At 52.0% G+C, this 25,660-nt stretch carries 23 protein-coding genes and 1 tRNA gene; 11 read left to right on the forward strand and 13 right to left on the reverse strand.

The genetic code is table 11. From position 1 onward, the window contains the following. The first annotated feature begins 75 nt into the window (after window positions 1-75). From GM556_RS08025 to GM556_RS08050, 6 genes are all read left to right on the forward strand, one after another. On the forward strand, window positions 76-975 hold the full coding sequence (locus tag GM556_RS08025) for a metal ABC transporter solute-binding protein, Zn/Mn family (RefSeq protein ID WP_196424796.1): 900 nt from the start codon (window positions 76-78) through the stop codon (window positions 973-975). Next, window positions 972-1,634 carry a metal ABC transporter ATP-binding protein gene (locus GM556_RS08030; RefSeq protein WP_155579775.1) on the forward strand — a complete coding sequence of 221 codons (663 nt, stop codon included), beginning with the start codon at window positions 972-974 and terminating at the stop codon, window positions 1,632-1,634. The genes GM556_RS08025 and GM556_RS08030 overlap by 4 nt, the downstream gene beginning before the upstream one ends. Beyond that, the gene (locus GM556_RS08035) at window positions 1,627-2,439 is read left to right on the forward strand and encodes a metal ABC transporter permease (RefSeq protein ID WP_155579776.1); all 813 of its coding nucleotides are present in this window, start codon (window positions 1,627-1,629) and stop codon (window positions 2,437-2,439) included. Before GM556_RS08030 ends, GM556_RS08035 begins: the two co-directional genes overlap by 8 nt. Before the next feature lie 449 nt (window positions 2,440-2,888). After that, the gene (locus GM556_RS08040) at window positions 2,889-3,569 is read left to right on the forward strand and encodes a histidine phosphatase family protein (RefSeq protein ID WP_155579819.1); all 681 of its coding nucleotides are present in this window, start codon (window positions 2,889-2,891) and stop codon (window positions 3,567-3,569) included. Next, a complete protein-coding gene (locus tag GM556_RS08045) occupies window positions 3,566-4,933 on the forward strand; it encodes a lipopolysaccharide biosynthesis protein (RefSeq protein WP_155572514.1) in 1,368 nt (455 codons plus the stop codon). The genes GM556_RS08040 and GM556_RS08045 overlap by 4 nt, the downstream gene beginning before the upstream one ends. Window positions 4,934-4,955: 22 nt before the next feature. Next, the gene (locus GM556_RS08050; protein ID WP_155572513.1) at window positions 4,956-5,819 is read left to right on the forward strand and encodes a hypothetical protein; all 864 of its coding nucleotides are present in this window, start codon (window positions 4,956-4,958) and stop codon (window positions 5,817-5,819) included. 6 nt (window positions 5,820-5,825) lie between these two features. Here GM556_RS08050 and GM556_RS08745 read toward each other — a convergent pair whose 3' ends face one another. The 8 genes from GM556_RS08745 to mnmE form a co-directional block, all read right to left on the reverse strand. Next, window positions 5,826-7,256, reverse strand: coding sequence for a hypothetical protein (locus GM556_RS08745; RefSeq protein ID WP_230873356.1), 1,431 nt, complete (start codon window positions 7,254-7,256; stop codon window positions 5,826-5,828). A gap of 191 nt (window positions 7,257-7,447) precedes the next feature. Next, on the reverse strand, window positions 7,448-7,798 hold the full coding sequence (locus GM556_RS08060; protein ID WP_370513395.1) for a DUF3147 family protein: 351 nt from the start codon (window positions 7,796-7,798) through the stop codon (window positions 7,448-7,450). Between the two features lie 37 nt (window positions 7,799-7,835). Further along, window positions 7,836-7,911, reverse strand: a tRNA-Lys gene (locus GM556_RS08065). 87 nt (window positions 7,912-7,998) lie between these two features. Continuing rightward, on the reverse strand, window positions 7,999-8,892 hold the full coding sequence (locus GM556_RS08070; protein WP_155579777.1) for a ParB/RepB/Spo0J family partition protein: 894 nt from the start codon (window positions 8,890-8,892) through the stop codon (window positions 7,999-8,001). A 5-nt stretch (window positions 8,893-8,897) separates the two neighbouring features. Further along, window positions 8,898-9,722, reverse strand: a complete 825-nt coding sequence (locus tag GM556_RS08075) for a ParA family protein (protein WP_155579778.1) — start codon at window positions 9,720-9,722, stop codon at window positions 8,898-8,900. Beyond that, the gene (gene rsmG / locus GM556_RS08080; RefSeq protein ID WP_155572509.1) at window positions 9,682-10,260 is read right to left on the reverse strand and encodes a 16S rRNA (guanine(527)-N(7))-methyltransferase RsmG; all 579 of its coding nucleotides are present in this window, start codon (window positions 10,258-10,260) and stop codon (window positions 9,682-9,684) included. The genes GM556_RS08075 and rsmG overlap by 41 nt, the downstream gene beginning before the upstream one ends. After that, on the reverse strand, window positions 10,260-12,131 hold the full coding sequence (mnmG, locus tag GM556_RS08085) for a tRNA uridine-5-carboxymethylaminomethyl(34) synthesis enzyme MnmG (RefSeq protein ID WP_155579779.1): 1,872 nt from the start codon (window positions 12,129-12,131) through the stop codon (window positions 10,260-10,262). Before mnmG ends, rsmG begins: the two co-directional genes overlap by 1 nt. Before the next feature lie 9 nt (window positions 12,132-12,140). Next, window positions 12,141-13,433 (reverse strand): tRNA uridine-5-carboxymethylaminomethyl(34) synthesis GTPase MnmE, encoded by a 1,293-nt coding sequence (gene mnmE, locus GM556_RS08090; protein ID WP_230873357.1) that lies wholly within the window; start codon window positions 13,431-13,433, stop codon window positions 12,141-12,143. A gap of 88 nt (window positions 13,434-13,521) precedes the next feature. Here mnmE and GM556_RS08095 point away from each other — a divergent pair, with 88 nt between their 5' ends. The 3 genes from GM556_RS08095 to cydB all read left to right on the forward strand — a co-directional run bounded on the left by GM556_RS08095 (window position 13,522) and on the right by cydB (window position 16,645). Next, entirely contained in the window at window positions 13,522-13,983 is a 462-nt protein-coding gene (locus GM556_RS08095) for a methylated-DNA--[protein]-cysteine S-methyltransferase (RefSeq protein WP_155579780.1), read from the forward strand. A 225-nt stretch (window positions 13,984-14,208) separates the two neighbouring features. After that, complete coding sequence (locus tag GM556_RS08100; protein WP_155579781.1) at window positions 14,209-15,624, forward strand: cytochrome ubiquinol oxidase subunit I; 1,416 nt, start codon at window positions 14,209-14,211, stop codon at window positions 15,622-15,624. A gap of 1 nt (window position 15,625) precedes the next feature. Further along, the gene (gene cydB / locus GM556_RS08105) at window positions 15,626-16,645 is read left to right on the forward strand and encodes a cytochrome d ubiquinol oxidase subunit II (RefSeq protein ID WP_155572504.1); all 1,020 of its coding nucleotides are present in this window, start codon (window positions 15,626-15,628) and stop codon (window positions 16,643-16,645) included. 228 nt (window positions 16,646-16,873) lie between these two features. Here the strand turns inward: cydB and rho are convergent, their stop codons facing one another. The 3 genes from rho to GM556_RS08120 all read right to left on the reverse strand — a co-directional run bounded on the left by rho (window position 16,874) and on the right by GM556_RS08120 (window position 21,060). Further along, window positions 16,874-18,184: a transcription termination factor Rho gene (rho, locus tag GM556_RS08110; protein ID WP_099026616.1), complete on the reverse strand. Its 1,311-nt coding sequence runs from the start codon at window positions 18,182-18,184 to the stop codon at window positions 16,874-16,876. A 279-nt stretch (window positions 18,185-18,463) separates the two neighbouring features. Next, window positions 18,464-20,008 (reverse strand): GMC family oxidoreductase, encoded by a 1,545-nt coding sequence (locus GM556_RS08115; protein ID WP_230873358.1) that lies wholly within the window; start codon window positions 20,006-20,008, stop codon window positions 18,464-18,466. Between the two features lie 419 nt (window positions 20,009-20,427). Continuing rightward, complete coding sequence (locus GM556_RS08120) at window positions 20,428-21,060, reverse strand: gluconate 2-dehydrogenase subunit 3 family protein (protein WP_155572503.1); 633 nt, start codon at window positions 21,058-21,060, stop codon at window positions 20,428-20,430. A gap of 151 nt (window positions 21,061-21,211) precedes the next feature. Between GM556_RS08120 and sucB the strand changes: the two genes are divergently transcribed. Beyond that, the gene (gene sucB / locus GM556_RS08125; RefSeq protein WP_370513615.1) at window positions 21,212-22,321 is read left to right on the forward strand and encodes a dihydrolipoyllysine-residue succinyltransferase; all 1,110 of its coding nucleotides are present in this window, start codon (window positions 21,212-21,214) and stop codon (window positions 22,319-22,321) included. Window positions 22,322-22,413: 92 nt separating this feature from the next. Here sucB and GM556_RS08130 read toward each other — a convergent pair whose 3' ends face one another. Together GM556_RS08130 and ahcY are read right to left on the reverse strand one after the other, a co-directional pair. After that, window positions 22,414-22,788: a DUF3597 domain-containing protein gene (locus GM556_RS08130; protein WP_155572502.1), complete on the reverse strand. Its 375-nt coding sequence runs from the start codon at window positions 22,786-22,788 to the stop codon at window positions 22,414-22,416. Window positions 22,789-22,884: 96 nt separating this feature from the next. Next, the gene (gene ahcY, locus GM556_RS08135) at window positions 22,885-24,183 is read right to left on the reverse strand and encodes an adenosylhomocysteinase (RefSeq protein WP_155572501.1); all 1,299 of its coding nucleotides are present in this window, start codon (window positions 24,181-24,183) and stop codon (window positions 22,885-22,887) included. Between the two features lie 236 nt (window positions 24,184-24,419). On the opposite strand from ahcY, the gene GM556_RS08140 reads away from it, so the two are divergent. Beyond that, window positions 24,420-25,508, forward strand: a complete 1,089-nt coding sequence (locus GM556_RS08140; RefSeq protein WP_155579782.1) for a CorA family divalent cation transporter — start codon at window positions 24,420-24,422, stop codon at window positions 25,506-25,508. Window positions 25,509-25,660: the final 152 nt, after the last annotated feature.

Raw genomic sequence — 25,660 nt, forward strand, 5'->3', positions numbered from 1 at the left:
TTATGCAGACGTTTCTTTTTGCTAAGAAAATGTTATTATATAACATTACCTACGGTCTCGGCTTGGATGTCCTGCATGTTTGTTCTGCGTCTTTTAGCGCATATACCGCGTTTTTTACGCCTAACCCTTAGCCTCCTTGCCATCCCCGCCTATGCCCAACAGCCCTCAAACGCCGCCCCCGCCCTGCGGCTAAGCTGTGTGGAAGCTGTATGGTGTGATATTGCCCAGCAAGTTGGCGGCTCTACGGTGCAAACTTACGCACTCATCCATAGTGAAGGGCTAGACCCGCACCATCTACAGCCCTCCCCCCTTATGGCCCAGCAGCTCGCGCAAAGTGATGCTATCTTGCTCAATGGGGCTACGTATGATGATTGGGCCAAGCCATTACATGCAGCCTCATCCAAGCTTTTTATCGCCGCCGATTATGCTGACTGGCATATAGGTGATGACCCACATCTCTTTTTCGACCTCCCCACGGTCCACAAAACAGCGCAGCGCATTGCGGAATGGCTCAGCACAAACAGACCCCAAGCGCGCGCAGACATCAGCCAAAATCTTGCTCGTTTTGAGCGTGATGTGGCTCGCCTCTCCACTCAGCTAGAGCGACTTCGCCATGTCGTCCCTAACGCCCCCTTCGCCATGACCGAACCGGCAGGGGAACGCCTCCTTTACGCTGCGGGGCTGCATATGATTGATGAAGGCTGGGCTAGAGCCTTGATGAACGAATCCGGCCTCTCCCCGCGCGATACAGCCCAGCTTGAAACCGCAATTCAACACAAAGGGATTCGCTTCCTTGTACGCAACCCCGCCCTTGAGGCCCCCCAAGCCCACGCGGTGGAAGCCCTCGCCCAACAAGCGCACATCCCCATCATCACGATCGGCGAGAGCCTCCCCGCTGGGCTGCATTGGCAGGACTGGCTAGGCCACATCCTCACCACTATAGAAACCACCCTCACCCAACAGGCCACACCATGAAGGAGGCTCATCTCTCTGCTCAGGATGTCAGCCTACGCGTAGGCTCCCAGTCTATTCTCAACCACGCTACATTCGACCTCCCCTTAACGGGCCTAACCATCCTCCGGGGCCATAATGGGGCGGGGAAAACATGCGTCCTCCGCGCCTTATTGGGCATACTCCCCCACCAAAGCGGCACGCTCCTCCTCCTTGGCCACCCACCAGACGTTGCACGGCATCAATGTGGTTATATGCCCCAAAAAGCGGACCAAACGGCCCCGATGCTCCCCGTCATCAGCCATATGAAGGCCTGCCTTAACGGCGCGCATTGGGGCTTTCCCTTCTCTAGCAAAACCACCCGCCATCACGCCGAGGCCCTTCTAAGAGATGTTGATGCGCTCCCCCTCGCCTATCGCCCGCTAGGCTGCCTCTCTGGCGGGGAGAGGCAACGCATCGCCCTCGCCCAAGCCCTCGCTAATAACCCTAAACTCCTCATCCTTGATGAGCCTTTCGCCGCTTTGGACACACAAAACCATAAGGCGTTGCTCCAACTTTTTGGGCAATTATACCAACAGCGAAGGGTCAATATCCTTATCACCGCTCATGGCCCTTTAGAGACAGCCTCTCTCCCCCTGCCTGTGCGTGAGGTGACGTTAGCAAGAGGGCACATCCATGGTTGAGCCATCCTTTCTCGCCTTCCCCTTTATGCAACATGCTTTTATTGGCTGTTTTCTCGTCTCGCTCCTCGCAGGGAGCTTAGGGTGGTGCCTCCTCCTCCGGCGGCAAGCTTTTGCAGCCCATGCTCTACCCCATATTGGCTTTAGCGGGGCCGCAGCGGCTGTGTGGCTCCATATCTCCCCTTTATGGGGAATGATTGCCACCAGCATGTTAGGCGGGGTCTTTATGGGCCATGAGGGACGCAGCAAACATCATCCCGCCCAGCGCGATATGATGACAGGGCTTATCCTCGCAGCAAGCCTCGGTATAGGGGTGCTATGCTTGCATGAGGCTAACGGGGCCTCCTCCCAAACAACAACGCTCCTCTTTGGGGATGTCTTAGGCTTGGACCTCCCAAGCTTGGGCATCCTTGCTCTCCTCACCCTTCTCTGCCTTGGAGGGCTGGCACTCCTCTGGCGGCCCTTGCTCTTTATCAGCATGGCCCCCAGCCTAGCGCAGGCACAAGGCCTCTCCGCCTCTCGGCTTGGGCAGCTTTTCCTCCTCCTCGCCGCCTTAGCCTCTGCCGCCTGTGCTGAAATTGCCGGGGCGTTGCTCTGTTTTAGCCTCATGGTCGGCCCAGCAGCGGCGTCCTTAAAACTAGGGCTTTCCCCCTTTAAGGGGATTCTCTGCTCTATCCTCGGGGCCTTACTCCTCTCTTGGGGAGGGCTGATCCTCTCTTGGTATAGCGATATTCCCCTCCCTTTTTGGATAAGCTTGGGCGGGGTTGGGCTTTATGCTCTAGCCAGCTTTCTCAAACGCTCGTTTTAGAAATCTTGCAGACCCATCAATTTCCAATGGAAGACGATAAGGAGCATAACGATAACGACATGGAATAAAATCAAGCATTTGCCATCTATGACAAACACCTCATTATTGCCCTTAGGCCACACAGTCCGGACGAACCTGCCCAAACGTGTTAGATTAACGGGCCCTGCTGTGGCTTTCATCGCTCTTTATCCTTAATCCTAGCTCGTACTCTGGCCTTAACAGATTCATCCTACTTTATAAATCATCTCTAAAAGCAAAAGGTGATTCATCTCCCTTCCAGCCCATAAAAATGCTAACATTTACGCAATTTATGCAACTTCTTCTTGAGGCTTGTTCCGTTCCCGGCTATGCGCCCTTATCGTAAGGTAGCGATTTACCCGTGGGCAATATCCATACGGGGGTCGTTGTATGTTCATTGAGCCAATGAGGTTTACGTGCCGCAGCCTGCCATGCCAGACCCCCAAGAGCATTTTCTGGATGGGCCAGAGCTTCCCTCTGGGGTTACGCGCTTCTGGTTGGTCCGCCATGCGATTGTTGAAGCCAACGCACGCAAGACCATGTATGGCTCGCTTGATGTCCCCCTTTGTACGCACCACCTTACCAGCCAAAAGGCTGCCTACCATGCCTTAGCACGCCGCCTACCACATCAAGCCCTATGGTTTTCCTCCCCTCTAAAGCGGGCTCAGCAAACAGGCCATACCATCCAAAAAGCCGGGAAATTATCGATCCCCCTTACCATTGACCCCGCCTTTGCCGAACAATCTATCGGACAATGGAACGGGACCCCTCATAAAGACTTCCCTGCCTTGCTCAGCAAGCCCACCGGTCCCTTTTGGTCTATCGCCGCTGATGAATGCCCCCCAGAGGGCGAAACCATGCTTGATGTCCGCCACCGTGTTGGCCATGCGCTTAATAAACTCGCCCAACAATATGCGGGGCGAGACATGATTATCCTCAGCCATGGGGGGGCTATTCGTATGGCCTTATCGCATTGCCTTGCCATCCCTGCTGAGACAGCTTTGCGCTTTTGCATCCAAAATCTTTCTCTCACCATCATCGAGCATATTGCCGGACAATGGCGCGTTGTTACGGTCAATGAACTACCAGATTTCGGGACCAACGCAGCATGAAGGGTCTATTTAGCGATGATCTCTTTCGTGTTGTTCTTAAAAACGCAGGTAAACTCGGCTCTACCAAATTAATTGGGGCCATCATCGGACTACTCGCCCTTGTCAGCACCGGGCGTACCTTGCACCCGCATGATTTTGGTGTCCTCACCCTTATCGCCTCTTATATCGAAACTATCGCCGCAATGGGGCAATTCCAAAGCTGGCAAATTGTGTTGCATTATTCAGCCATCCCTTGGAAGAAAGGGGAACGGACCATGGTGCAAAACAGCATTAACCTCGCTATTGGGCTTGATATATGCGCCGGGTTACTCTCCATGGTCCTAGGAGCGTTAGCCTTCCTCTTTTTTGGGAAGATGTTAGATGTTCATGACCAACACACAGCCCTTGTTCTGCTTTATTGTACCTTAATCCCCGGCCTTGGCAGCACTGCCCCTTATGGTATCCTCCGCTTATTCGACCGTATCGACCTTGTCTCCCGTCAGCAGCTCATCACCCCTGCGGTTCGCGCGTTAGGTTGTCTCTTAGCGTGGTTAAGTGGCACAAAATTAACAGGCTTTGTCATTGCTTGGTATTGCGCCACATTAGCGGGGCAGCTTTACCTATGGGGGACAGCTCTCCTTGAACTAAAACGCCATGATTTGCTCGCTACTTTAAGACCCAGCATCATTAAAGCCTCCCGCCAAATGCCCAAAGGGCTATGGGGCTTTGTCTGGACAGCCAGCATCACCACACTTTTAGAAACCGTATGGGAGCCTATCAGCAAATTGCTTGTCGGACGCATTGTCAGCACCTCCGCAGCGGGGCTTTATTCCCTCGCAATGGAGTTTTTAGACGCTGTCCAACGCCCAGCCAAACTCCTTGAGAAGAGCTATTACCCTGAAGTCGTGCTGATGGACCCACGCACCCCCGCCCCGTGGAAGCTTGCCCTGCGTACAAGTGCCCTCTCCGCCGTTTTTGGCCTTGTCGCTATGCTCATTGTTTATCTTGGCGGCAAACCTGTTATCAGCATCTTCGGCCATCGTTTTGGCGATGCTGCAACCTTGATGATGTGGATGTCCCCCTCCCTTGTCTTTTTTACCGCAGGGCTGCCGATGGAAGGCGTCCTCTATACCGCGGGCCGCTCTCATTACATCATGCTCGCCCAGCTTTGCTCTGTAATATGCTACGTCCCCTTACTCATTTATCTAGGCAATCATTACGGGCTTAATGGGGCAGGGCTGGCCTATGCGCTGGGAATGTTCCTCGCTACACTCATTACATTCGCCATTATGGGGGTTACCTATCTCCGCCGGCATAAAATCATCCTCCCCCATGAGCGCGAAATCCGGCAGGCCTCCACTGCATCACCCCCGCCTCACGCATAACCAACCCCCTAAGGAATTATTTGTGCCCTTCTTCCCCTTCTCCCGTAAGGCAAGCCCACGCCATTACCCCGCTTTTCCACAAAATATGTTCGATACCGTCTTTGAGCATATCCTCTTAGATGATGTCCCCCACCCTACAACGCCACTCCCAAAGGATGTCCTTCCCCTTTGTACAGCACAAGAAGTAACCGAGGGTTATAACCTCTGCTGGCAATTGCTTGAGGATGGGGTGGACCGTAAAGCCTTCCGCCGTTTAATCCTCAAAATCGCTTTCTCCGGCCAAGCTGATGAGGAAGAACGCCTCTCTTTCAAATATGAGCGTGCTAAGTTTAAGCATATGCGGTTTGCATGTGCTAATTTTACACGCAAGCACCGCTATCCCTTATTGCTCCACATCGTCACCATCATTATGGGCAATATGCAGGACGCTTTTAAAAACCACCAACGCCGCTCGACCTTAATCCTTGGTCTTATCCTCTGGATTGCGTTATCACCAGCCTATTATTGGCTCATCGCAGCCCCACTTACCTCATGGCGGGAGGATAGTGCTACTGGCATCCAAGCGTATCAAAAACGAGAAAATACCCGCCTCGCTAAGATGGTTGCAAAATTAGAGGCCACAACGGGCCATGAGTTCCATGTCGTCCGCAAAATCATCAGCCGCCGTGTCGCCTTTAATGATACGCTACGCACCATTCGCCCCTCGCATGAGCTAGACCAACTCTCCGAGTATTTAGCGACAATCAACGGCATGATGGGCGACCTGCATGACCATCTCATCGAGAAAAAACTAGACGGTACGCAAAATTATAAGCGCGACCGCTTCCAATCTCCACAAGAGATTCCCCAGCGCATCCGCGCTTTTCTCAGCCGTTCCCCCCAATAAGAGCCTTTAGATAAGGTTATGCTTACGTAGCAGAGTGACCACTTGCTCCTGCACGGCTTCGTATGATTGCCGTGCATCAATCACCTCTAGCTGAGCATGATTAAAGGTAATCTGCGGCATGAGTGTTGCTTTTGCCTGCATGGCCTCTTTGTCATGGTCTGGCTTGCGCTGAAAGGCCGTCTCCGCATCCACATCCAGTAAAATCACAAGATCCGGCTTAAATTGTGCAATTTTGCGATAAAGCCCGCGCTCCAACCATGCGAGGAGTCGAATAAAAGGATTATGGCTATATGCAGTAGAAAGACCCGGCCCATCACATTGATGACCGGAAATCTCCGCTTGAGGGTACCGGTCCGTTACCACGAAGAACCCAGCCTCCACCGCCCGCTTTACCCGCAAAAACCGCCGATACCGGATCGCAGAGAAGGTAAACATCACAATCGCGGTTAGCATACCGGGGATTTTCTCCCCCTTTGTGCGCGCTTTTTTAGCCTTGCTATTCAGCTTCTTCTCCACAGCAGGGCCAATAAGTGGCAAACGACCAATCCGGCGGCCTAAATCCCCAGAGCCTAAGCCAAGATAGCCATAGCGCATTGGTTTTTCAGTGGCGAAATGTTCCACCAAATATTCACTAATGCTCGATTTGCCAGAGCCATCACACCCTACCAAAGCCACCAATATGCCTGCCCGCCGGCCATTTTTATGGCTCGACCTATCTACTCGCTGCGTGGCGGGAGCAGGGTAAAGGGCTAGCACCTTCCTTACAGTCTCCTTCGCTTGGGTGAGTACCTCTGCCAAAGGGGCGGTGGCATCAATATCCACAATCGGCGCACCGGCAAACTCAACTTGGCTCAAATCCTCAATCTTGCGCGCAAGCTTATAAGGCACATGGTCCGGTTTGCGCTGCAACGCTGTAGCCAAATCCACATTTAAGCGAATCACCACATCAGGGCGAAAGCGCGCCATACGACCATAAAGGGCTCGCTCTATCTTGCTAAATAAGCGCATCCCCATACCATCCCGGTTCAATGCCGCGAGGGAAGGGCCATCCATAGGGCCGGGAACGACATTTTGTGGGTAACGGTCCGTCAAAATAGCCAAGCCACGCTCATGCTTAACACGCATGCACCCAAAACGCACAATACGCCGCATAGAGAATATAAAACTGCAGATCGCCGCTAATGCGCTTGCTTGCTTGCCAGACTGCGTTCTTGCGGTTTCCTTCTTGGACTTACCCCTTACATAAGGGCCAAGAAAGGGTACAGAATCCAGAGCACGGCCAAAATTACCAGCCTGTTTGCCTAAATGACAAAAGGCTGTTGGCCGCTCTGCCCTTAACTGCGCCAGCAAAGCCTCCCCTATTGTGGATTTCCCACTTCCATCACACCCAACCAAGGCTATCACTGGCTGGTGCCGTCCCTCAACTGGTTGGGGCATGAACTCGCTTACACGCATAGCACTCTCATCGTTTTTAATGCGTCTATCATAGCCTGTCTTGCTCCTCCATAACAGGCTTATGATAAACCCGCCCGCATAAAGTGCCTCATAATAAATAGGCTTTTTTAACGAATGGTTAGACGCCCTACGGTCCTACTTCTACCAAGACCTCATAACTGTTTTTATTTATTTTATAAAGCAATCCCATAACGCCGCGCGCACCACACCATTACCGTATAAAGTACGATAGTCATAACACATCCCACAGCCAAGCTGCCCCAAAAAGGCCAATCACGCCTCAATAACGCCGGAATAAGCAAAAACATGGGGAGAGAGGGCAGGACGTACCAAAAGGTGGCCTCACTATGGGTTTCCATCATCGCCCGGTCAGGCTTTTCTACCCACAGAAACATCATCCCCAAAACAGAAACAAGCGGGAGTGAAGCAATCAACGCACCAAAAGCAGGCAGACGCCGCCCAACTGTAGCAATAGACGCTATCAAGATAGCGGAAAGAATTGTTTTAAGGAGGAACGGAGCCATAAACATCCTTCATCATGCAGGAGAAAATGGCCGATTGTGGTGGGCACACTAGGGCTCGAACCTAGGACCCGCTGATTAAGAGTCAGCTGCTCTACCAACTGAGCTATGTGCCCACAATCGCTTACCGATGCCCTTCCTCTATCAGACCACTGCTAAGCGAGCAAGAGCTTTTACGCCATTCCTGACAAAAAGATTACATTTTAGCGTGTAAGATGCGCCATCAAGGCCTCAAATTGCTCTAATGAGGAATAATTAATCTTCAAAGAGCCACTTTTGCCATTAAACCGTATCTGCGTTTTCAGGCCAAAGCGCGCTGATAAATCCTCCTCCAAACGTGTGATCTCTGGGGCGGGGTGCGCTGCTTTAACCGCGGCCGACTCTGCCTTATTCAACCGCGCAACCATATCCTCCGTTTGCCGAACATTCAGCCCCTTGGACAGCACCTCCGCCATACCCGCTACAGGCTCAGGATGGCTTAATAAAGCCCGTGCATGGCCAGCACTTAAAGCCCCCTCGCGCAACTGAACCAACACAGGCTCGGGCAAATTAAGCAAGCGCATTGTGTTTGTAATATGCGAGCGAGACTTCCCAATCGCCCCAGCAAGCTCCTCTTGAGTTAGACTATAATCCTGCAACAAACGCTGCAATCCCATGGCTTCTTCCACCGGGTTTAGGTCCGAGCGTTGGAGATTCTCCACCATGGCCGCGGCCATAGCATCGGTATCATCAAGCTGACGAATATAAACGGGCACCTCATGCAGACCCGCCTTTTGTGAGGCCCGCCAACGGCGTTCCCCCGCGATGATTTGATACCGCCCCTTATGCTCTGGGTCTGGTCGCACCAAAATAGGCTGAATCACCCCGCGTGAGCGAATGGAATCCGCAAGCTCGGCCAAACGCTCCTCATTCATATCCCGCCGCGGCTGAAACGGGCTAGGGGAGAGAAGGTCCACCCCCAAACTCCCCGGCTGAGATGATGCACGGGCCTCTGTTTGCGGGGCCCCCGCACGCGCTAAATCAGGAGCTTGGTCTCCCAGCAATGCAGCAAGCCCACGCCCTAACTTACGCGATGATGGTGATGCTTTTTTTGCCATGATGCTCAGCCTTTCTTCTTCAGCCGTTTTAGCAGCTCATCCCCTAAAGCTTCGTAAGCCTGCGCCCCGGTAGATGAGCGGGCATAATCCAACACAGGCTGACCATGGCTTTGCGCCTCGGAAATACGAATATTGCGCGGGATGACCGTCTTAAAGACTTGCTCCCCAAAAAAGCCGCGCGCATCTTCTGCCACAAGGGTGGAGAGATTATTACGCGTATCAAACATCGTCAGTACAATCCCTTCTAAATGAAGGTCCGCGTTAAAAGCCAAACGCACACGCTCAATCGAGCGTACAAGCTGACTAATCCCCTCCAAAGCAAAGAACTCACATTGCAAAGGCACTAACACACTTTGCGCCACAACAAGGGCGTTTAATGTCAGCAACCCAAGGCTTGGGGGGCAATCAATTAAGATAATATCGTAACGATGTAGTAATGGTTGTAGTGCATCCCGTAACCGATATTCCCGCCGGTCTTGGTCGATCATCTCCAGCTCGGCCCCAGCAAGGTCGGCATTTGCGGGCATGACATCCAGCTTTGGCACCACGCTTTTGCGGAGGAGCGTCTCTGCGGGCTCATCCTCCAACAAAGCACCATATGTGCCGCGGCCACGCTCATCATACTCCAAACCAAGGCCTGTTGAGGCATTGCCTTGGGGATCAAGGTCCACCAACAAGACACGCTTACGCCGCGCAAGGGCAGCCGCCAAGTTCAGGCTGGTTGTTGTTTTGCCCACGCCACCTTTTTGGTTGGCAATGGCGATAATATGCACAGTGTGAGAGGAAGGCTTAGACACGTCTAAAATCACTAATCTTGAGAAGGACCCCATCGGGGTCTGTATGGCTAGGGAAGCTATTATATAGCATGTGCCAGTCAGAGCGGGCTTTGGTCAACTCATCTGGCGTTTTTCTTCCCTTTAAAAACAAACAATAGCCATCCTCTTTTAACAAAGGCCGCGCCCACGTTAAAAGTTGGGGCAGGGGGGCAAGGGCACGAGCGGTGATAATATCGGCAGGCTCTAGCACAGCTTGCTCGATCCGTTTTGCCAGCACACTAACACGCGCCCCACATTCCCGCGCGGCCTCGCGTAAAAAGGCGCATTTGCGTTGGTCAGACTCAATTAGCGTAACAGGATTACCCGTTGCTATAGCGACAATCAAACCGGGAAAGCCCCCGCCTGAGCCAAGGTCAGTTATCCTTGCCCCTTCAGGCACATACGGCACAAGTTGGAGACTATCTTCAATATGCCGCTGGCGAAGATGGGCAATATCTTTAGGACTTACGAGGTTAATTTTCTCATTCCAGCGCGTTAAAAGCTGGGTGAAGTGAGCGAGCTTCGCTTCAGTTTCATGTGAAACATGGTGCATTAGGGACGGCTCCTCATATAAGCCAGCAGCGCAATCAAAGCCGCAGGGGTAACACCACGCACACGCCCAGCGGCTGCAAAATCAACCGGGCGGGCTGCACTTAATCGCTCTTGCATCTCTTGGCTTAGCCCCCCAATCGCCCCGTAATCCAAATCCTCCGGCAAACGAAGGGAAGCCTCACTTTTAAGTTGCTGAATCTCCCGCTCTTGCCGGCGCAGATACCCCCCATAGCGGGCCTCTGTTTGCACATGCCGCCCAATGCGCAACGGCAAAGCCGCAAACCACGGGGCCAGCTGGGCAAGCTGTGCTTCATCAGCTTGTGTGGCTAATACATCCAGCAAGCTGCGCCGCCGCCCATCTTGGGAGACCTCAATCCCATGTGCGCGCAAATCTTGGGGCAGAAAAACCGGCTGACGCGCCTGCTCCATCGCCGCCTCAATCTGACACACCGTATCCTTAAACGCAGCCTCACGCTCTGGCCCAACACAGCCAGCCTCAATCGCCTTCGGAGTGAGGCGTAAATCCGCATTATCTGCCCGCAATAACAAACGATATTCCGCCCGTGAGGTGAACATCCGATAAGGCTCGCTAATGCCATGGAGGGTGAGGTCATCAATCAACACACCAAGATACGATTCCTCCCGCCCTAATGTAAGCGGCTCCTTCCCCCCTACAGCGCGGGCCGCATTCAGCCCAGCGAGCAACCCTTGCGCCCCGGCTTCCTCATACCCTGTTGTCCCGTTAATCTGCCCAGCCAAATACAAACCGGGAAGGGCGCGTAACTCCAAAGAAGGCCTCAGCTCTCGCGGGTCCACATAATCATACTCCACCGCATAGCCGGGTGTGACGATGCGCGCTTGCTCCAACCCCGGCATAGAGGCAATCATCAGCTCTTGGACCTCCGCTGGGAGAGAGGTGCTAATGCCATTAGGATACACTAAATCCCCACCCGGATTGCCCGGTAGGGCCTCTGGCTCCAAAAAGATTTGATGACTATCGCGCCCAGCAAAACGAACAATTTTATCCTCAATAGACGGGCAATAACGCGGCCCCCGCCCGGTAATCTCCCCCCCATACATGGCAGAGAGATGGAGATTCTCCTCAATAATCTTATGGGTTTGTGGCGTTGTTTGGGTAATACGGCACGAAATCTGCTTATTCGGCAAAGAGGTGGTGAGTGTACTAAATGCCTCTGGCTGCACGTCTCCCTCATCAGCAGGCAGGGCCTCCCAGTCGATACTCTCGCGGGCAAGGCGCGGGGGGGTGCCCGTTTTTAACCGCCCCATCTTCAACCCCAAAGCCTCCAACCGCTCACCGAGCATCGTCGCAGGGGCATCCCCAATACGCCCCGCTGGTCGGCTCACCCGCCCTGTATGAATCACCCCCCGCAGGAAGGTCCCGCTCGTCAACACAACAGCCCCCGCCATAAAGCGGCGGCCATCCTCACACACCACACCGCGCACATGACCTTGCTCGACAATCACATCCCCCACAGCCCCGGCAAGTATGGTCAGATGAGGGGTTTGGGCCAAAAGCCCCTGAATCGCCGCCCGGTATAAGGACCGATCCGCCTGCGCACGCGGGCCATGCACCGCCGGCCCTTTGGAGCGATTAAGCAGCTTAAAATGAATCCCCGCTTGGTCCGCTGCTTTGCCCATCAGGCCATCAAAGGCATCAATCTCCCGCACGAGATGGCCTTTACCAATGCCCCCAATCGCTGGGTTGCACGACATGCTGCCTATCGTGTCCAGCTTATGGGTTAAAAGCAATGTGTCTGCCCCAAAACGGGCCGCGGCGGCGGCGGCTTCCGTCCCTGCATGGCCGCCCCCCACGACGATAACATCATAGCGTTGCGTATGTGATGTACTCATGCCGTAATGTTACTTTCCTATACAAAACTGGCCGAAAATTGTATCGAGCAGGGCCTCTACATCCACATGGCCTGTCAGCCGCCCTATAGCCTGCATTGCTAAGCGCAACTCCTCCCCGCGTACCTCCGGCCATGAGGCCTCCAACGCATGGGTAAGATGCTGCTGCGCCTCCTGCAACCCTGCACGATGGCGCGCCCGCGTTAAAGGCGGTGTGCCACGTTGTGCCATAAGCGTGGCAAGATGTGCTTTTAGCCATTCACGCAAGGGGGTTAAACCGGCCTCATCCTGCGTATGCACCCCAAGTTCACCTCCCTGAGTCGGAGTCAGGTCTGTCTTGGTGCGTAATTTTACAGCATGAGGGGCAAGCAAAGGCGTCTCATCCCCCGGCCCGACGAGATGAAACAATACATCCGCCTTCTCCACATGCTGCATGGTCCGGCGGATGCCTTCAGCCTCAATCTCATCCTCTGTCTCGCGTAGCCCTGCTGTATCAATCAAGCGAACCCGAATCCCCTCAATCATCCACTCAACACTTATCGCATCCCGCGTTGTGCCAGCTTTTTGCGTCACGATGGCTGCATCCTGCCCACTAAGAGCATTAAGCAAACTTGACTTCCCGACATTTGGGGCCCCAGCGAGAACAATCTTCAACCCATCCCGCACAATCTCGCCCCGCTCATCAGCAAGATGAGCCTGCATCTCCTGCGCTAAAGCCCGACACTCTTCTATAAGGGCACCCTCCACCTCTGGGGGAAGCTCCTCATCGGGGAAGTCAATCAACGCTTCCTGTTGGGCTAAAATCTGCCGCAATCGCGCTGCCCATCCTGTATAAAGCTGGCTTAATGCCCCATCAGCTTGCCGCAAGGCTTGATGACGCTGCGCTTGTGTTTCCGCCTCAATTAAATCCGCAATCGCTTCCGCTTGGAGAATATCCATCCGCCCCGCTTGGACAGCCCTGCGGGTAAACTCCCCCGGCTCAGCAGGGCGGCCACCAAGATGCACAAGAGCCTGCGCTACGGCCTCTATAATCGCCGGGCCAGCATGGAGGTGCAGCTCAAAACTATCTTCCCCTGTATAAGAGCGCGGCCCCGGCAACCATAAGATAAGGGCATGGTCTAACACATCCCCCTCATATGTTAAGGCCCGCACGCTAGCGTGACGCGGCGGCGGTAAAGCCCCGCATAATGCCTTTAAAATCTTACCACTCTCCGGCCCGCTTACCCGCATAACCGCAATCGCCCCCTGCACGGGGCCTGTCGCTATAGCAAAAATTGTATGAGTGGATGCGCCAGATATGTTCATGCCGCCTTTCATACAGCACTCCTGCCAGAAAAGCAGCGTTTTGTAGAAAGAATTGACGCTCATCGCTAAAACAGGCAGCTTAGAACTTATGCCACAGCTTTCTTTTCATTCCCCCCTAGGTGCCCTCACTCTTAGCGAAGAAGACGGGCGCATCGTCTCCCTTGATGAAGGCTGGGGACGCGACCAGAGTGAGACCCCGCTCCTGCTTCAGGTACGAGACATGATGCAGGATTATTTTGATGGCAAAGTGGTGGATTTCCAATCCATCCCGCTCATGCTGTGTGGCACAGCCTATCAAGAGCGCGTATGGGCTGCCTTACGCACAATTCCCTACGGTCAAACCCGCAGCTATGCCGAGCTAGCCCGCAGCATCGGCGGTAGCCCGCAATCCATCGGCCAAGCCGTGGCGCGCAACCCGTTGCTTATCCTCATCCCCTGCCATCGCGTATTGCCCTCTCATGGCAAAAACTACGGCGATTACAGCGGCTTTGACGGAGCCGAGAGCAAAGCCTTCCTGCTCGACTTAGAGCGTGAGATACTCACCCCGTAAAAACGGGCTGTTATAAAACATACCCTATAAGCTCCATACAAAATTGTAATAATAGCTTTTTCGTACCTGCCTCATCCGCCAAAAACAGGCATTTAACAAGTACCGATATCCTTTACATAAACAATACCTATCACAGAAAAAATAAAACCAATTTTATAATGTCTCATAAGTCCAATAACGAAAAATATGAAGTCTTCCTAATTTAACGGAAAGGAACGATTATTTATGGTTACCGACCATAATATACCCCTGATAATCGCACGAATACAATTTGCACTTACCGTTGGCGTACATATAATATTTCCTGCATTTTCAATCGGACTATCTGTCTTTCTCACATTCCTTGAAGGGATGTGGTTAAGAACGACTGATAATCGTTATTTAAATCTCTTTAAATATTGGTTGAAGGTCTTTTCAATCGTCTTTGGGATGGGTGTCGTCTCCGGGATCGTTATGGCTTACGAATTCGGCACAAACTGGGCTAGATTCTCTGCCAAAGCAGGACCGATCACCGGTGTTCTACTCTCCTATGAGGTTATGACAGCCTTCTTCATGGAGGCAGGCTTCCTTGGTGTTATGCTTTTCGGGCTAAACCGAGTTGGGCGCAAAATGCACTTCTTTGCCACTTGTGCTGTCACCACGGGAACACTCATCTCCATGACATGGATCCTTGCGTCAAACTCATGGATGCAAACCCCGCAAGGCTATATCATCGACCCTGAAACCGGCCATTTTTTACCAAAAGATTGGCTGGCCATTATTTTTAATCCGTCATTCCCTTATCGGATCATCCATATGGGACTGGCCGCTATGCTCTCTGTCGCCTTTACTGTAGCGGCGGCTGGAGCGTGGCATCTACTCAAAGCAAAAAAGAACAAAACACAGGCTGATAGTACAGTCCGCCTTATGTTCTCCCTCTCCCTTTGGATGATTGTCGCCACAGCCCCGCTCCAAATCTTGGCAGGTGATATGCACGGGCTAAATACCCTGAAATATCAACCCGCTAAGATTGCAGCGATAGAAGGAGACTGGATAAGTGAGAGACGGGCTCCCGAACTGCTCTTTGGCATCCCGAACATGAAGACCGAGCATACAGATTATGCCATAAGTGTCCCACTACTTGGCTCTCTCATCCTTACCCATGACATTAATGGCAAGGTCCCCGGGTTAAAAGATTATCCAGCAGACCAACGGGCCCCCTCGCCAATTGTATTCTTCTCCTTCCGCATCATGGTTGCCTTGGGAGGGATTATGCTGCTCTGTGGTTTATGGTCACTCTGGCTACGCCATAGGGGACGGTTTTTTACACATCCACTCTTCTTGCGGGTAATGCTCATCATGGCCCCGGCCGGCTTTGTTGCATTGCTCTGCGGCTGGGTCACCACCGAGGTAGGCCGCCAACCATGGACTGTGTACGGCTTACTTCGCACAGAAGACAGTGCCTCACCCCTTGCTCTCTCTAGCCTGTCTTTCTCCATGCTCTTTTTTGTCGTGATTTATGTTTTTGTCTTTGGCTCTGGCCTTCTCATGCTCGTCCGTCTGCTCAGAACCGCCCCAGAAGCCACCGATAACACTCATGATGACACCATGATTCTAGGTAGTCATCACCATACGGTCTCTCATAACAAAGAGGTGCCCTGACATGTCCGGTCTTGCTTATTATTTGCCCTTCATCTGGGCTTTCATCGTCATTCTAGCCATCTCTATCTATGTCATTCTGGATGGTTTTGACTTAGGCATTGGTATGCTCTTTGCTTTTGAGAAAAAGCCAGAGCACCGCGATGTTATGATCAACACCATTGCCCCTGTCTGGGATGGTAATGAGACATGGATGGTTTTAGGGGGTGCTACATTATTTGGTGTTTTCCCCGGTGCTTACAGTACATTACTACCCGCTTTTTATATTCCCATCATCATCATGCTGGGTGCCCTAATCTTCCGTGGTGTTGCCTTTGAGTTCCGCATCATGGCGCACTCCCCCGGTTACCGGACATTCTGGAACAAGGGCTTCATGGCAGGCTCCATGCTCGCATCCTTTTGCCAAGGATGTATTCTTGGGGGCTATGTCCAAGGAATCCACACTCATGACGGTGCTTTTGCCGGTGGCCCAATGGATTGGCTAACACCCTTTAGTGTTCTCTGTGGCCTCTCTGTCATCATCGGCTATGCCCTTTTAGGCACAACATGGTTGGTCTGGCGCACATCCGATGAGCTAGAAGCACAATGCCGCCGTTGGTCTAAACGGCTATCTATCCTAATGCTTCTTTGCATCATTGCCGTTAGCTGTTGGACGCCTTTCCTCCATGCGCCCTATCTTCATCACTGGCTTGCTTTCCCGAACATTCTGTTCGGCCTGCCTGTCCCGCTACTCGTAGCCCTATTTGGGTTTATGATGTGGCACAGTTTGGATAAAGACCACACTATTACACCCTTCCTCTGCACTATAGGATGGTTCCTACTAAGTTTGGTGGGGCTAGCTATCACCATCTGGCCCTACGCTGTTCCCCCAACATTAACCCTGTGGGATGTAGCATCACCTGTTCCCAGCCAGCTCTTCCAACTTGTTGGGACCGTTATCTTGCTCCCTATCATTACAGGATACTCAATTTATTCTTACTATCTCTTTCGTGGAAAGGTCACCAAAGCCGATGGATATCACTAAATTCATCACATATGATGCAAAGAAGGTTCCCACTTCTTTTTGTAAGCGTCTAGGCTGGTTCCTCAGCCTCTGGATAGCGGGCACGGTCACCATTATTCTGGTGGCCAGCCTGCTCCATATGTTGATCCCTCATTGAAGGACAGCCCACTAACATAGACCCGTTATAAAAAAGGCAGGTCCCTTAATGAGGGCCTGCCTTTTTTGCAGCAACTTACTAACTATAATAATCTAGTTATTCATCGCATCGAAGAAATCCTGATTTGTCTTGCTATAGCGCAGCTTATCAAGCAGGAAGTCCATAGCATCCATCGTGCCCATGGGAGCCAAGATACGGCGAAGGACCCACATTTTGGAGAGGGAGGCACGATCCACCAATAGCTCCTCCTTACGCGTGCCGGACTTGGTGATGTCGATAGCGGGGAAGGTCCGCTTATCAGCCAATTTACGATCCAACATCAGCTCGGAGTTACCTGTACCCTTAAACTCTTCGAAGATGACCTCATCCATACGGGAGCCTGTATCAATCAAGGCTGTAGCGATAATGGTAAGGGAGCCGCCTTCCTCAATATTACGCGCCGCACCGAAGAAGCGTTTAGGCCGTTGGAGGGCATTAGCATCCACACCACCGGTCAACACCTTACCAGATGACGGCACAACCGTGTTATAGGCACGCGCAAGACGTGTGATGGAATCTAACAAGATGACCACATCGCGCTTATGCTCAACAAGACGTTTGGCTTTCTCCAACACCATTTCCGTCACCTGCACATGACGATGAGCGGGTTCATCAAAGGTGGAGGACACAACCTCACCACGCACAGAGCGGGCCATGTCTGTCACTTCCTCAGGTCGCTCATCAATAAGCAGAACAATGAGGAACACATCAGGATGATTTGCCGAGATAGAGGCCGCAATGCTTTGCAGCATGACCGTCTTACCCGTCCGCGGGGGGGCGACAATCAACGCACGCTGGCCCATCCCAATAGGAGCGACAAGGTCAATCACGCGGGAGGTATAATCTTTTTGGTCTTTACGGTCCCGTCCCTTGCTTTTTGCTGGGGCAGGGGCGGCATTAACAGCATCTTGCTGCTCTGTCTCCATCCGCAAAGGACGCTCAGGAAAGAGCGGTGTTAGATTATCAAAATTAATCCGCGTGCGAACTTGCTCCGGAGCTTCAAAATTGATCGTATTGACATTTTGCAGGGCGAAATAACGCTCGCCATCCCGTGGGGCGCGGATTTCCCCTTCCACCGTATCACCCGGCCGCAAGGCAAAACGCCGCACTTGCGCAGGGGAGACGTAAATATCATCAGGGCCGGGAAGGTAGTTTGCCTCTGGGCTACGAAGGAAGCCAAAACCATCCGGCAAAATCTCAAGAGTGCCCTCGCCGTAAATAGCCTGTTCACGCTCGGCAAGAGTTTTGAGAATAGCGAACATCATATCCTGCTTCCGCAGGGATGAGGCATTCTCAACCTCCAATTCTTCAGCAAAAGCCAATAGATCAGCGGGAGATTTCTTCTTCAATTCGGCGAGATGCATGAAATGATGCGCCTTGATAAGCCCCTCTCACGAAGGGTGAAAATAGGAAAGAAAACGGAAGTCCAGACTAAGGGCCAATAAAGGCCCCCAAATACTACCAATCAATAGAGACAAGCAAAATGACGTTTCTCTAAAGAAAGACTGGCAAAACTGCCTTCCGGTGCGAAGGGAATGACCCGGCAGGCTGGGCAGGACGCCGCCTCCATAAGGTCCGACTCCTCATTAAGTGAAAGGGGCCGATACTGTCAAGACGCCCCCTCTCACTTAACATCATCATACTTACACAACCTTTAGCAGCGCATCCGCTGTTCGTAAGGAAAGTGCCATAATGGTCAAAGCAGGATTAGCCGCCCCAGAGCTAGGGAAGGTAGAGTGATCGCTTATCCATAGATTCTCAATATCAAAACTACGGCCATAGGGATTAACCACCGCAGAGCCTGCATCTTTACCCATACGGCATGTGCCAATCATATGGGCAGCACGGCTTATGACCCGTATATCCTTCGCCCCGATCGACTCCCACATCTTCACCATAAGACGGGTAGCATGGCGATGCATGGCCTCCTCATTAGGGCCATAACTGTAATCAATGCGCGGTTTTGGCAGGCCAAAAGCATCTTTCTCCTCCGAGAGGGTTACGCGGTTTTCCTCCCGTGGGAGGCTCTCCCCATGCATCCCAATACCGGCACTATAATTATAGGCGGCCAAAGTTTGGCTTAAAGCTTCACCACGCCGCCCATCAGCACGCACAAGATTTGCCGCCCATGTCAGAGGCATCATACCGAGGGATTGCAGCAAATAGCCCCCCGCAAAATCCGCATCCTTAGGCCGAAGCATATCCTCAGTAATCGTAAGGGATGGGTATCCTTTATTCGGCCGGATTTCCTCATCAAACACGCCCCACACTTGGGTGGAGACATGTGTCATGTAATTCCGCCCCACTTGGCCGGAGCTATTGGCCAGACCATTATGCAGTAATAAGCGAGCCGTCTCCACCGCCCCAGCGGCAAGAACAACAGCCTTACATTTTTGCCGTTCTTCTCGCCCATCTTTTACATAAATGACAGCTGTAATCCGCCCCTGACTATCACGCTCAAAAGCTGTTGCCATACAGCCGGGACGCAGCTCCGCCCCATGAGCGCAAGCTAGCGGTAGATAGGTATTATCAACACCTGATTTCGCCCCATTGCGGCAACCTTGATGGCAGGCCCCGCAATTAACACACCCTTCACGATGACCAAAATGAGGCTGCTCACGCCCTTGCGAAATCACAGCTACAGGCCCATCCGCATGGCGTAACCCTACATTATCGCACGCTTTCCGCATTTTAAGGGCTGCTGCATTAGGAGCCAAAGGGGGATAGGCATAATGGCGGCTTTCATCCCACGGATAATGCGCCGGGCCGCTGACCCCGATAAAGCGTTCAACCTCCTCTATATAAGGTTGAATCTCCTCAGCACCGAAGGGCCAATCAACCCCTTGGCCAGTCTCACTATAGAGATGAAACTCCCGCTTATCCATTCGTGGTAAAAATGCCCCGTAATGAAGCAAAGAGCCCCCAAGGCCCGTCCCGCTATTATTGCCACCAAAGGCTTGTGGGGTCTTCCCACCGGAGAGCCGCTCATGCAGCCAATAAAGCTCCTGCGCGGTTGGCTCATCAGGCGTATGGGACCGCGCTTGAAAAGCCGGTCCTGCTTCCAACGCTACGACCTTTCGCCCTGCTTGGGCCAGCCGCGCTATAAGAGGGGCACCACCGGCCCCTGTACCGATAACAACAACATCAGCAATTTGTTGTGAAACATCATTCATCATGTTCTGCGTCATCAAACTATGTCCATCACCTTATGGATAAAGTGGTTTAGGTTGGGGTACATGGGGATTGTACGGGCTTTTATGAGAGCGGTACCGAGTACTGGGGACGGTACTGTACTCCCTTATAAAAAGGGGATTGTACACAGGCCCATTGTGGAAAAAGAAGGATAACATCCTAGAGGCCTTGAGTCTTCTTGCTTAGTGAAGTTGTACACAGTGTGAGTAAGCTGGGGTACATTTTTAGAAAGCCGGGTACCCCAGTTTTCACAGGGTTTAACCACATCATCAATTTATAATTTTATAAATTAAAATGTTGTGTTGTCGGTCTTTCTTCTCACGCACACTATGATTTCACGTCATTTTCGCTTTAAAGCTGAACCCTCTACGGATGGAACTTTTCTCTCACATATAGCCCTTTATCCCACCATGTTTTATGGATGATTCCGATTCAAAAAACGGCGTTCATTTTCAGGCTCAAACGCTTCTTTTTGCTCTAAGCTATGAGCCGAAAATCCTTGTATTTCCTTATCTCCACCGGTCATATTGGCAGAAATACCAAGCTTATCTTGCGCTATAGGATGCGCCAGAAAAGACGATACAATCGCCGTGCGCATATCCCCACTCCACAAAGCCATCTGGGCAGGGGAAAAAGCAGCGGAAGAGCAAGCTGGTAATGTGCCTGCAAAAGCATCATCAAGCAGAGAGCCACGATCTTCAGCCTTTAAGGCTGTATAAGAGGTGCTAAAAAGATGCTGAGCGTAATCATTAAGAGAAGCTAGGCCCATCTCCCAAGCTTTTAAGTCAGTTGGGAGGTCGGCAAAACGCCACCCATCACCCGGCCCGGCGAGGGTTTTATCAATCATAACAGCAAGGTTAAGGTGAACATCACCAAGCAGAGAGCTTTGTGGCAAAATATCATCGCAAACTTGCTCTAAACAATCGAAAGATGATGCAGAGAGATGCTCTCTCTTGCCTTGTTCATCCTCCATACGTTGTAACAGCGCAGAGCGCGTGCGGGCTGATATATGGTCTGATTGAAGGAAATCAGGGGGTGTGCGTGGCATGGTCTTTTCCTATAAGAAAGATGAAAAAAGTAAGAGAAGGCTTTACCCTATTGTCTCATCAGGAGATATAAGGGAATGAAATGCGAGGCCTTTTCTGGCAAGTGGGGGGTAAAACCCGTTTTTCAAGTTCTAAAAAAGCAGGAGACATAAGGTGACGGTTGAAATTAAGGTCCCTGTGCTTGGGGAGAGCCTAAATCAGGCAACCGTGGCACGTTGGCTCAAGCAGTCTGGTACATATGTACAGGCTGGGGAAACGATTTTAGAGCTAGAGACGGATAAAGTGACCCTAGATGTCCCCGCACCAGCGGCAGGGCAATTAACATATGACCTTGCTGAGGGCATTGATGTTGATGTTGGGCAGGTTGTTGCTCTTATTGATGAGACAGCACCACCACCGCGCGTTGCTCCAAAAGAGACGGTGGATGAACACGCCCCAGAGCCTGCGTTTGCGGTGGTTGATGATGCCCCACCGGCCTCTCCCGCCCCTCAAGAGGTTGTATCTGTGAAAGATGATAGGCAAGAGAAAGAACCTTTCATAGAGCATGTGGCTGAGGGGAATGAAGGAGAACGGCGCGTACCGATGAGCCGCCTTCGCCAAACCATCGCCCGTAATTTAAAGGCGGCGCAAAATAACGCGGCTATTCTTACAACCTTTAATGAGGTTGATATGAGCGCGGTGAAGGAATTGCGCGCTCAATATCGGGATTTGTTTGAGAAGAAGCATGAAGGTGCCCGATTGGGCTTTATGTCCTTTTTTGCTCGCGCTGTTATAGGGGCTTTAAAGGATTATCCTATCCTAAATGCACAGATTGACGGCCAAGAGATTGTCTATCGGGATCATGTTAATCTTGGCATTGCTGTGGGAACAGAGCGCGGCTTGGTGGTGCCTGTTCTGCGTCATGCAGAGACGTTGAGCTTTGCGGAGCTAGAGAAACGCATTGCCGATTATGGGAAACGGGCCCGTAAAGGTGGCCTTGCTCTTAAAGAGTTAGAAGGGGGGAGCTTTACCATCACGAATGGTGGAATCTTTGGTTCGTTGCTCTCCACGCCCATTCTTAATGCCCCGCAATCTGGGGTGTTGGGTATGCATGCAATTCAGGAGCGGCCTGTTGCCCGCAATGGGCAGGTGGTCATCCGGCCTATGATGTATGTGGCCCTCTCTTACGATCATCGGCTTGTTGATGGACGTGAGGCGGTAAGCTTCCTCGTGCGGTTAAAAGAGTTGATTGAAGACCCACGCCGTTTGCTTTTGGATATTTGACCCTAAGCTAAATGGTAAAAAAAACCCCCTCTATTCTGATTGGATAGAGGGGGTTTTGTTAAAGAGGTAAGGTTATAAGGGGGTGTTGATTATCAATGGCCCCAACCAGCGGGGATTTTGCCACCATTGTTAGCAAGCTCGGTGTAAACTTGCTTAATGAGCCATACATTCATCGTGGCGGTATCGTTTTTATCGCCTGTATAATGCAGCTCATCAGCTAGGGACTGACGAGCCTGTAAGGAGCTGTCGAGCCCTAGGAGCTTGAGAAGATCAACAATCGATTCTTTATAGTTCAAAGGTTGTCCTGCCTTAGCAGCCAGCTCTTTTAGAACAGCATCTACATCGACTTGCGCAACAGAAGGCGTGGCAGATGGTGCAGCATTGTCAGCGGCTTCCGCAGGGGACGTGCCAAGCAGGCTTTTGGCAAAGTGCGAGACTTTGGAGACGATGTCGTTAAAAAGACCCATGATGTAGTCCTTCCTTCAAATAGGAGTGAAAAGGTTGGGCCATGCTCTTTGCCTTCATTTTTATATGAAAGCAAGGAGCATGACTGATAGTAGTGATTAATATCGGTACAGGTCGTGCTTAAACGGCCCTGTTGGGGAAACACCGATATAATCAGCTTGCGCTTGCGTCATCTTAGAGAGAGTGGCTCCGACCTTTGCGAGATGCAAGGCAGCGACTTTTTCATCAAGAATCTTTGGCAATGTGTACACTTTCCCCGCTTCATATTGGCCGGGTTTAGCGTTCCAAAGTTCAATCTGTGCAAGGGTTTGGTTGGTAAAGGAGGCAGACATCACAAAAGAGGGATGACCTGTTGCATTACCAAGATTCACCAAACGCCCTTCAGAGAGGAGGATTAAGCGGCGGTTAGGGGCAAGCTCAATCTCATCAACCTGTGGTTTAATGTTGGTCCATTTATGGTTGCGCAGGGCAGAGACCTGAATCTCACTATCAAAATGCCCGATATTGCAGACAATGGCCCGGTCTTTCATCTCACGCATATGCTCAATGGTAATGATGTCCTCATTACCGGTGCAGGTGACGAAAATATCCCCACGCGGAGCGGCATTTTCCATCGTGACGACTTCATACCCTTCCATAGCAGCTTGAAGGGCGCAGATTGGGTCTACCTCTGTGACCAGCACACGGCAGCCAGCACTCCGCAGAGAGGCGGCAGAGCCTTTACCCACATCACCATAACCAGCCACGACAGCGACTTTGCCAGCCATCATAACATCAGTCCCGCGGCGGATGGCATCAACCAAGCTCTCGCGGCACCCATAAAGGTTATCGAACTTCGATTTCGTCACGCTATCATTAACATTGATAGCAGGGACTTTCAGCAGCCCTTTGCGTTCCATCTCCCAAAGGCGATGCACGCCTGTTGTGGTTTCTTCAGAGATACCGCGAACCTCTTTGAGAAGGTCGGGGTATTTTTCGTGCATGAGGGTTGTAAGGTCCCCCCCATCATCAAGGATCATATTAGGTGTCCAGCCATCAGGGCCTTTGATGGTCTGCTCAATACACCAAATGAACTCCTCCTCATTCATCCCCTTCCACGCGAAAACGGGGATATTTGCTGCAGCAATGGCTGCGGCGGCTTGGTCTTGGGTGGAGAAGACATTGCAAGAGGACCAACGGACCGTTGCCCCAAGGGCGATGAGTGTCTCAATAAGGACAGCGGTTTGAATGGTCATATGCAGGCAGCCAGCAATCCGCGCGCCTTTAAGCGGCTGGCTTTTGCCATATTCGGCACGCAGAGCCATCAGGCCCGGCATTTCCCCTTCTGCGATGGAGATTTCCTTACGGCCCCAATCGGCAAGGGACATATCGCGGACTTTGTAATCCTGTTTACTCATTTATTGTTCCTCAGCTTTTTGCTGTTTTTGGACCTCATAACTATAGAGCCTTGCATAGTCGGTGGGAAGGAGAGGAGGTTAAGAGTTTCCAGCAGAAAATAAGCCTCCCTATATTGCGTCCTATTTAGCAACGTGCCAGAGAACAAAGCGCGCTTTTAAATAAGGGGCGTTATACCTCCCAGAGGGAGGGATGGCCGTGCCTTCGGTCCGGGTTAAAAACTGTAATGGGGGTGGTTATGCCCGACAATACTGTTCCGACTTTCTCTTTTACAGTGCTGGACCCTGCTTTAAAGGAGGCTCATTCCGTCCCACGCATTAAAGGGCTTGTTTGGGCGATTGAGGCTGTGCCGGGGAAGGGCATCACCCCGTTGGAAGCCGATGAGGTCCAACGTATTTTGCAATCTCCCGCTGTGGAAGACCCAGAAAATGATGTGTTGTTAGAGGCGAACTCATGGTGTTGGCTGCATTTTGATACGGTTCATCGCTCTGCACGCAGCCATGTAGGGCGTTTGCCCGGTATGCCAGAAGATGTTGGCATGATGTTAGCAGAGACGGATTACGGCATTGCGTTGGAAGCCGCGGATGATACGGTTTGGGGGGCTTTACCGGCTTTTGATGATGCGTTAGCGGAGGAAGATCGCGAGATTTGTGCATGGCGGTTTGCGATGCGGCAAAATTTGCTCATCACCACGCGCCGCACGCCCATCCCTGTTTTAGGATCGGCTTATCGCTCCTTACAGACACAAGGTGTCCCGCGTAATCCCGCTGGGGTTATAGACCGTGTTTTGAGGGACTTTACCGGGACGGTACGCCGCCAACTGGGCCAGCTTGATGATGAATTAGACCGCGCGGAAGATGTCCTCTTAGCTATTGAGCATGGCTCCGACCTTGGGCATCTTGGTGGGATTGTAGGTAAAGTGCGCCGCCGTGCGACAGAGCTGCGGCGCGTTGTCATGCCGATTGACCGTGTATTGCGTGATGAAGATCTCGACCTCCCCGATTGGGCGGAGGATGATTTGCGTGACCGTGCCGAGCGACAGATTCATGCTGCGTTGGATGACCTCATCGCTTTACAAGACCGCGCGCGTTCGCTGCAAGATGAGCTTGCCTCTAGCCAAGCTGAAGAAACAAACCGCCGCCTATGCATTGTCTCTATTGTGACGACCCTTATGCTCCCTGCCACATTAGTAACGGGCTTCTTTGGGATGAATACCGGCGGTATGTTCCTAGCCTCTGGCGGGTTAGGCACCATCTTTGCGGGAGGGTTGTGTATCGCGGCCATGATTGTGACCTTCATCTTTATGAAGATGGCACGGCTTTTTTAGACAAATAAAGGAAGGAAACAGTAGCACAGAGCGTTGTTGCAAATTATTATCATAATAAATACTTACAGTCTTATATCGGTACTAATTATGAGAGACGATTATGTCATTCTTTTAAAGAAAAAGGGGATGGACAGCATCCGCAAACCTGCTTA

Source organism: Bombella sp. ESL0378 (assembly GCF_009725845.1).
Taxonomy (GTDB): domain Bacteria; phylum Pseudomonadota; class Alphaproteobacteria; order Acetobacterales; family Acetobacteraceae; genus Bombella; species Bombella pollinis.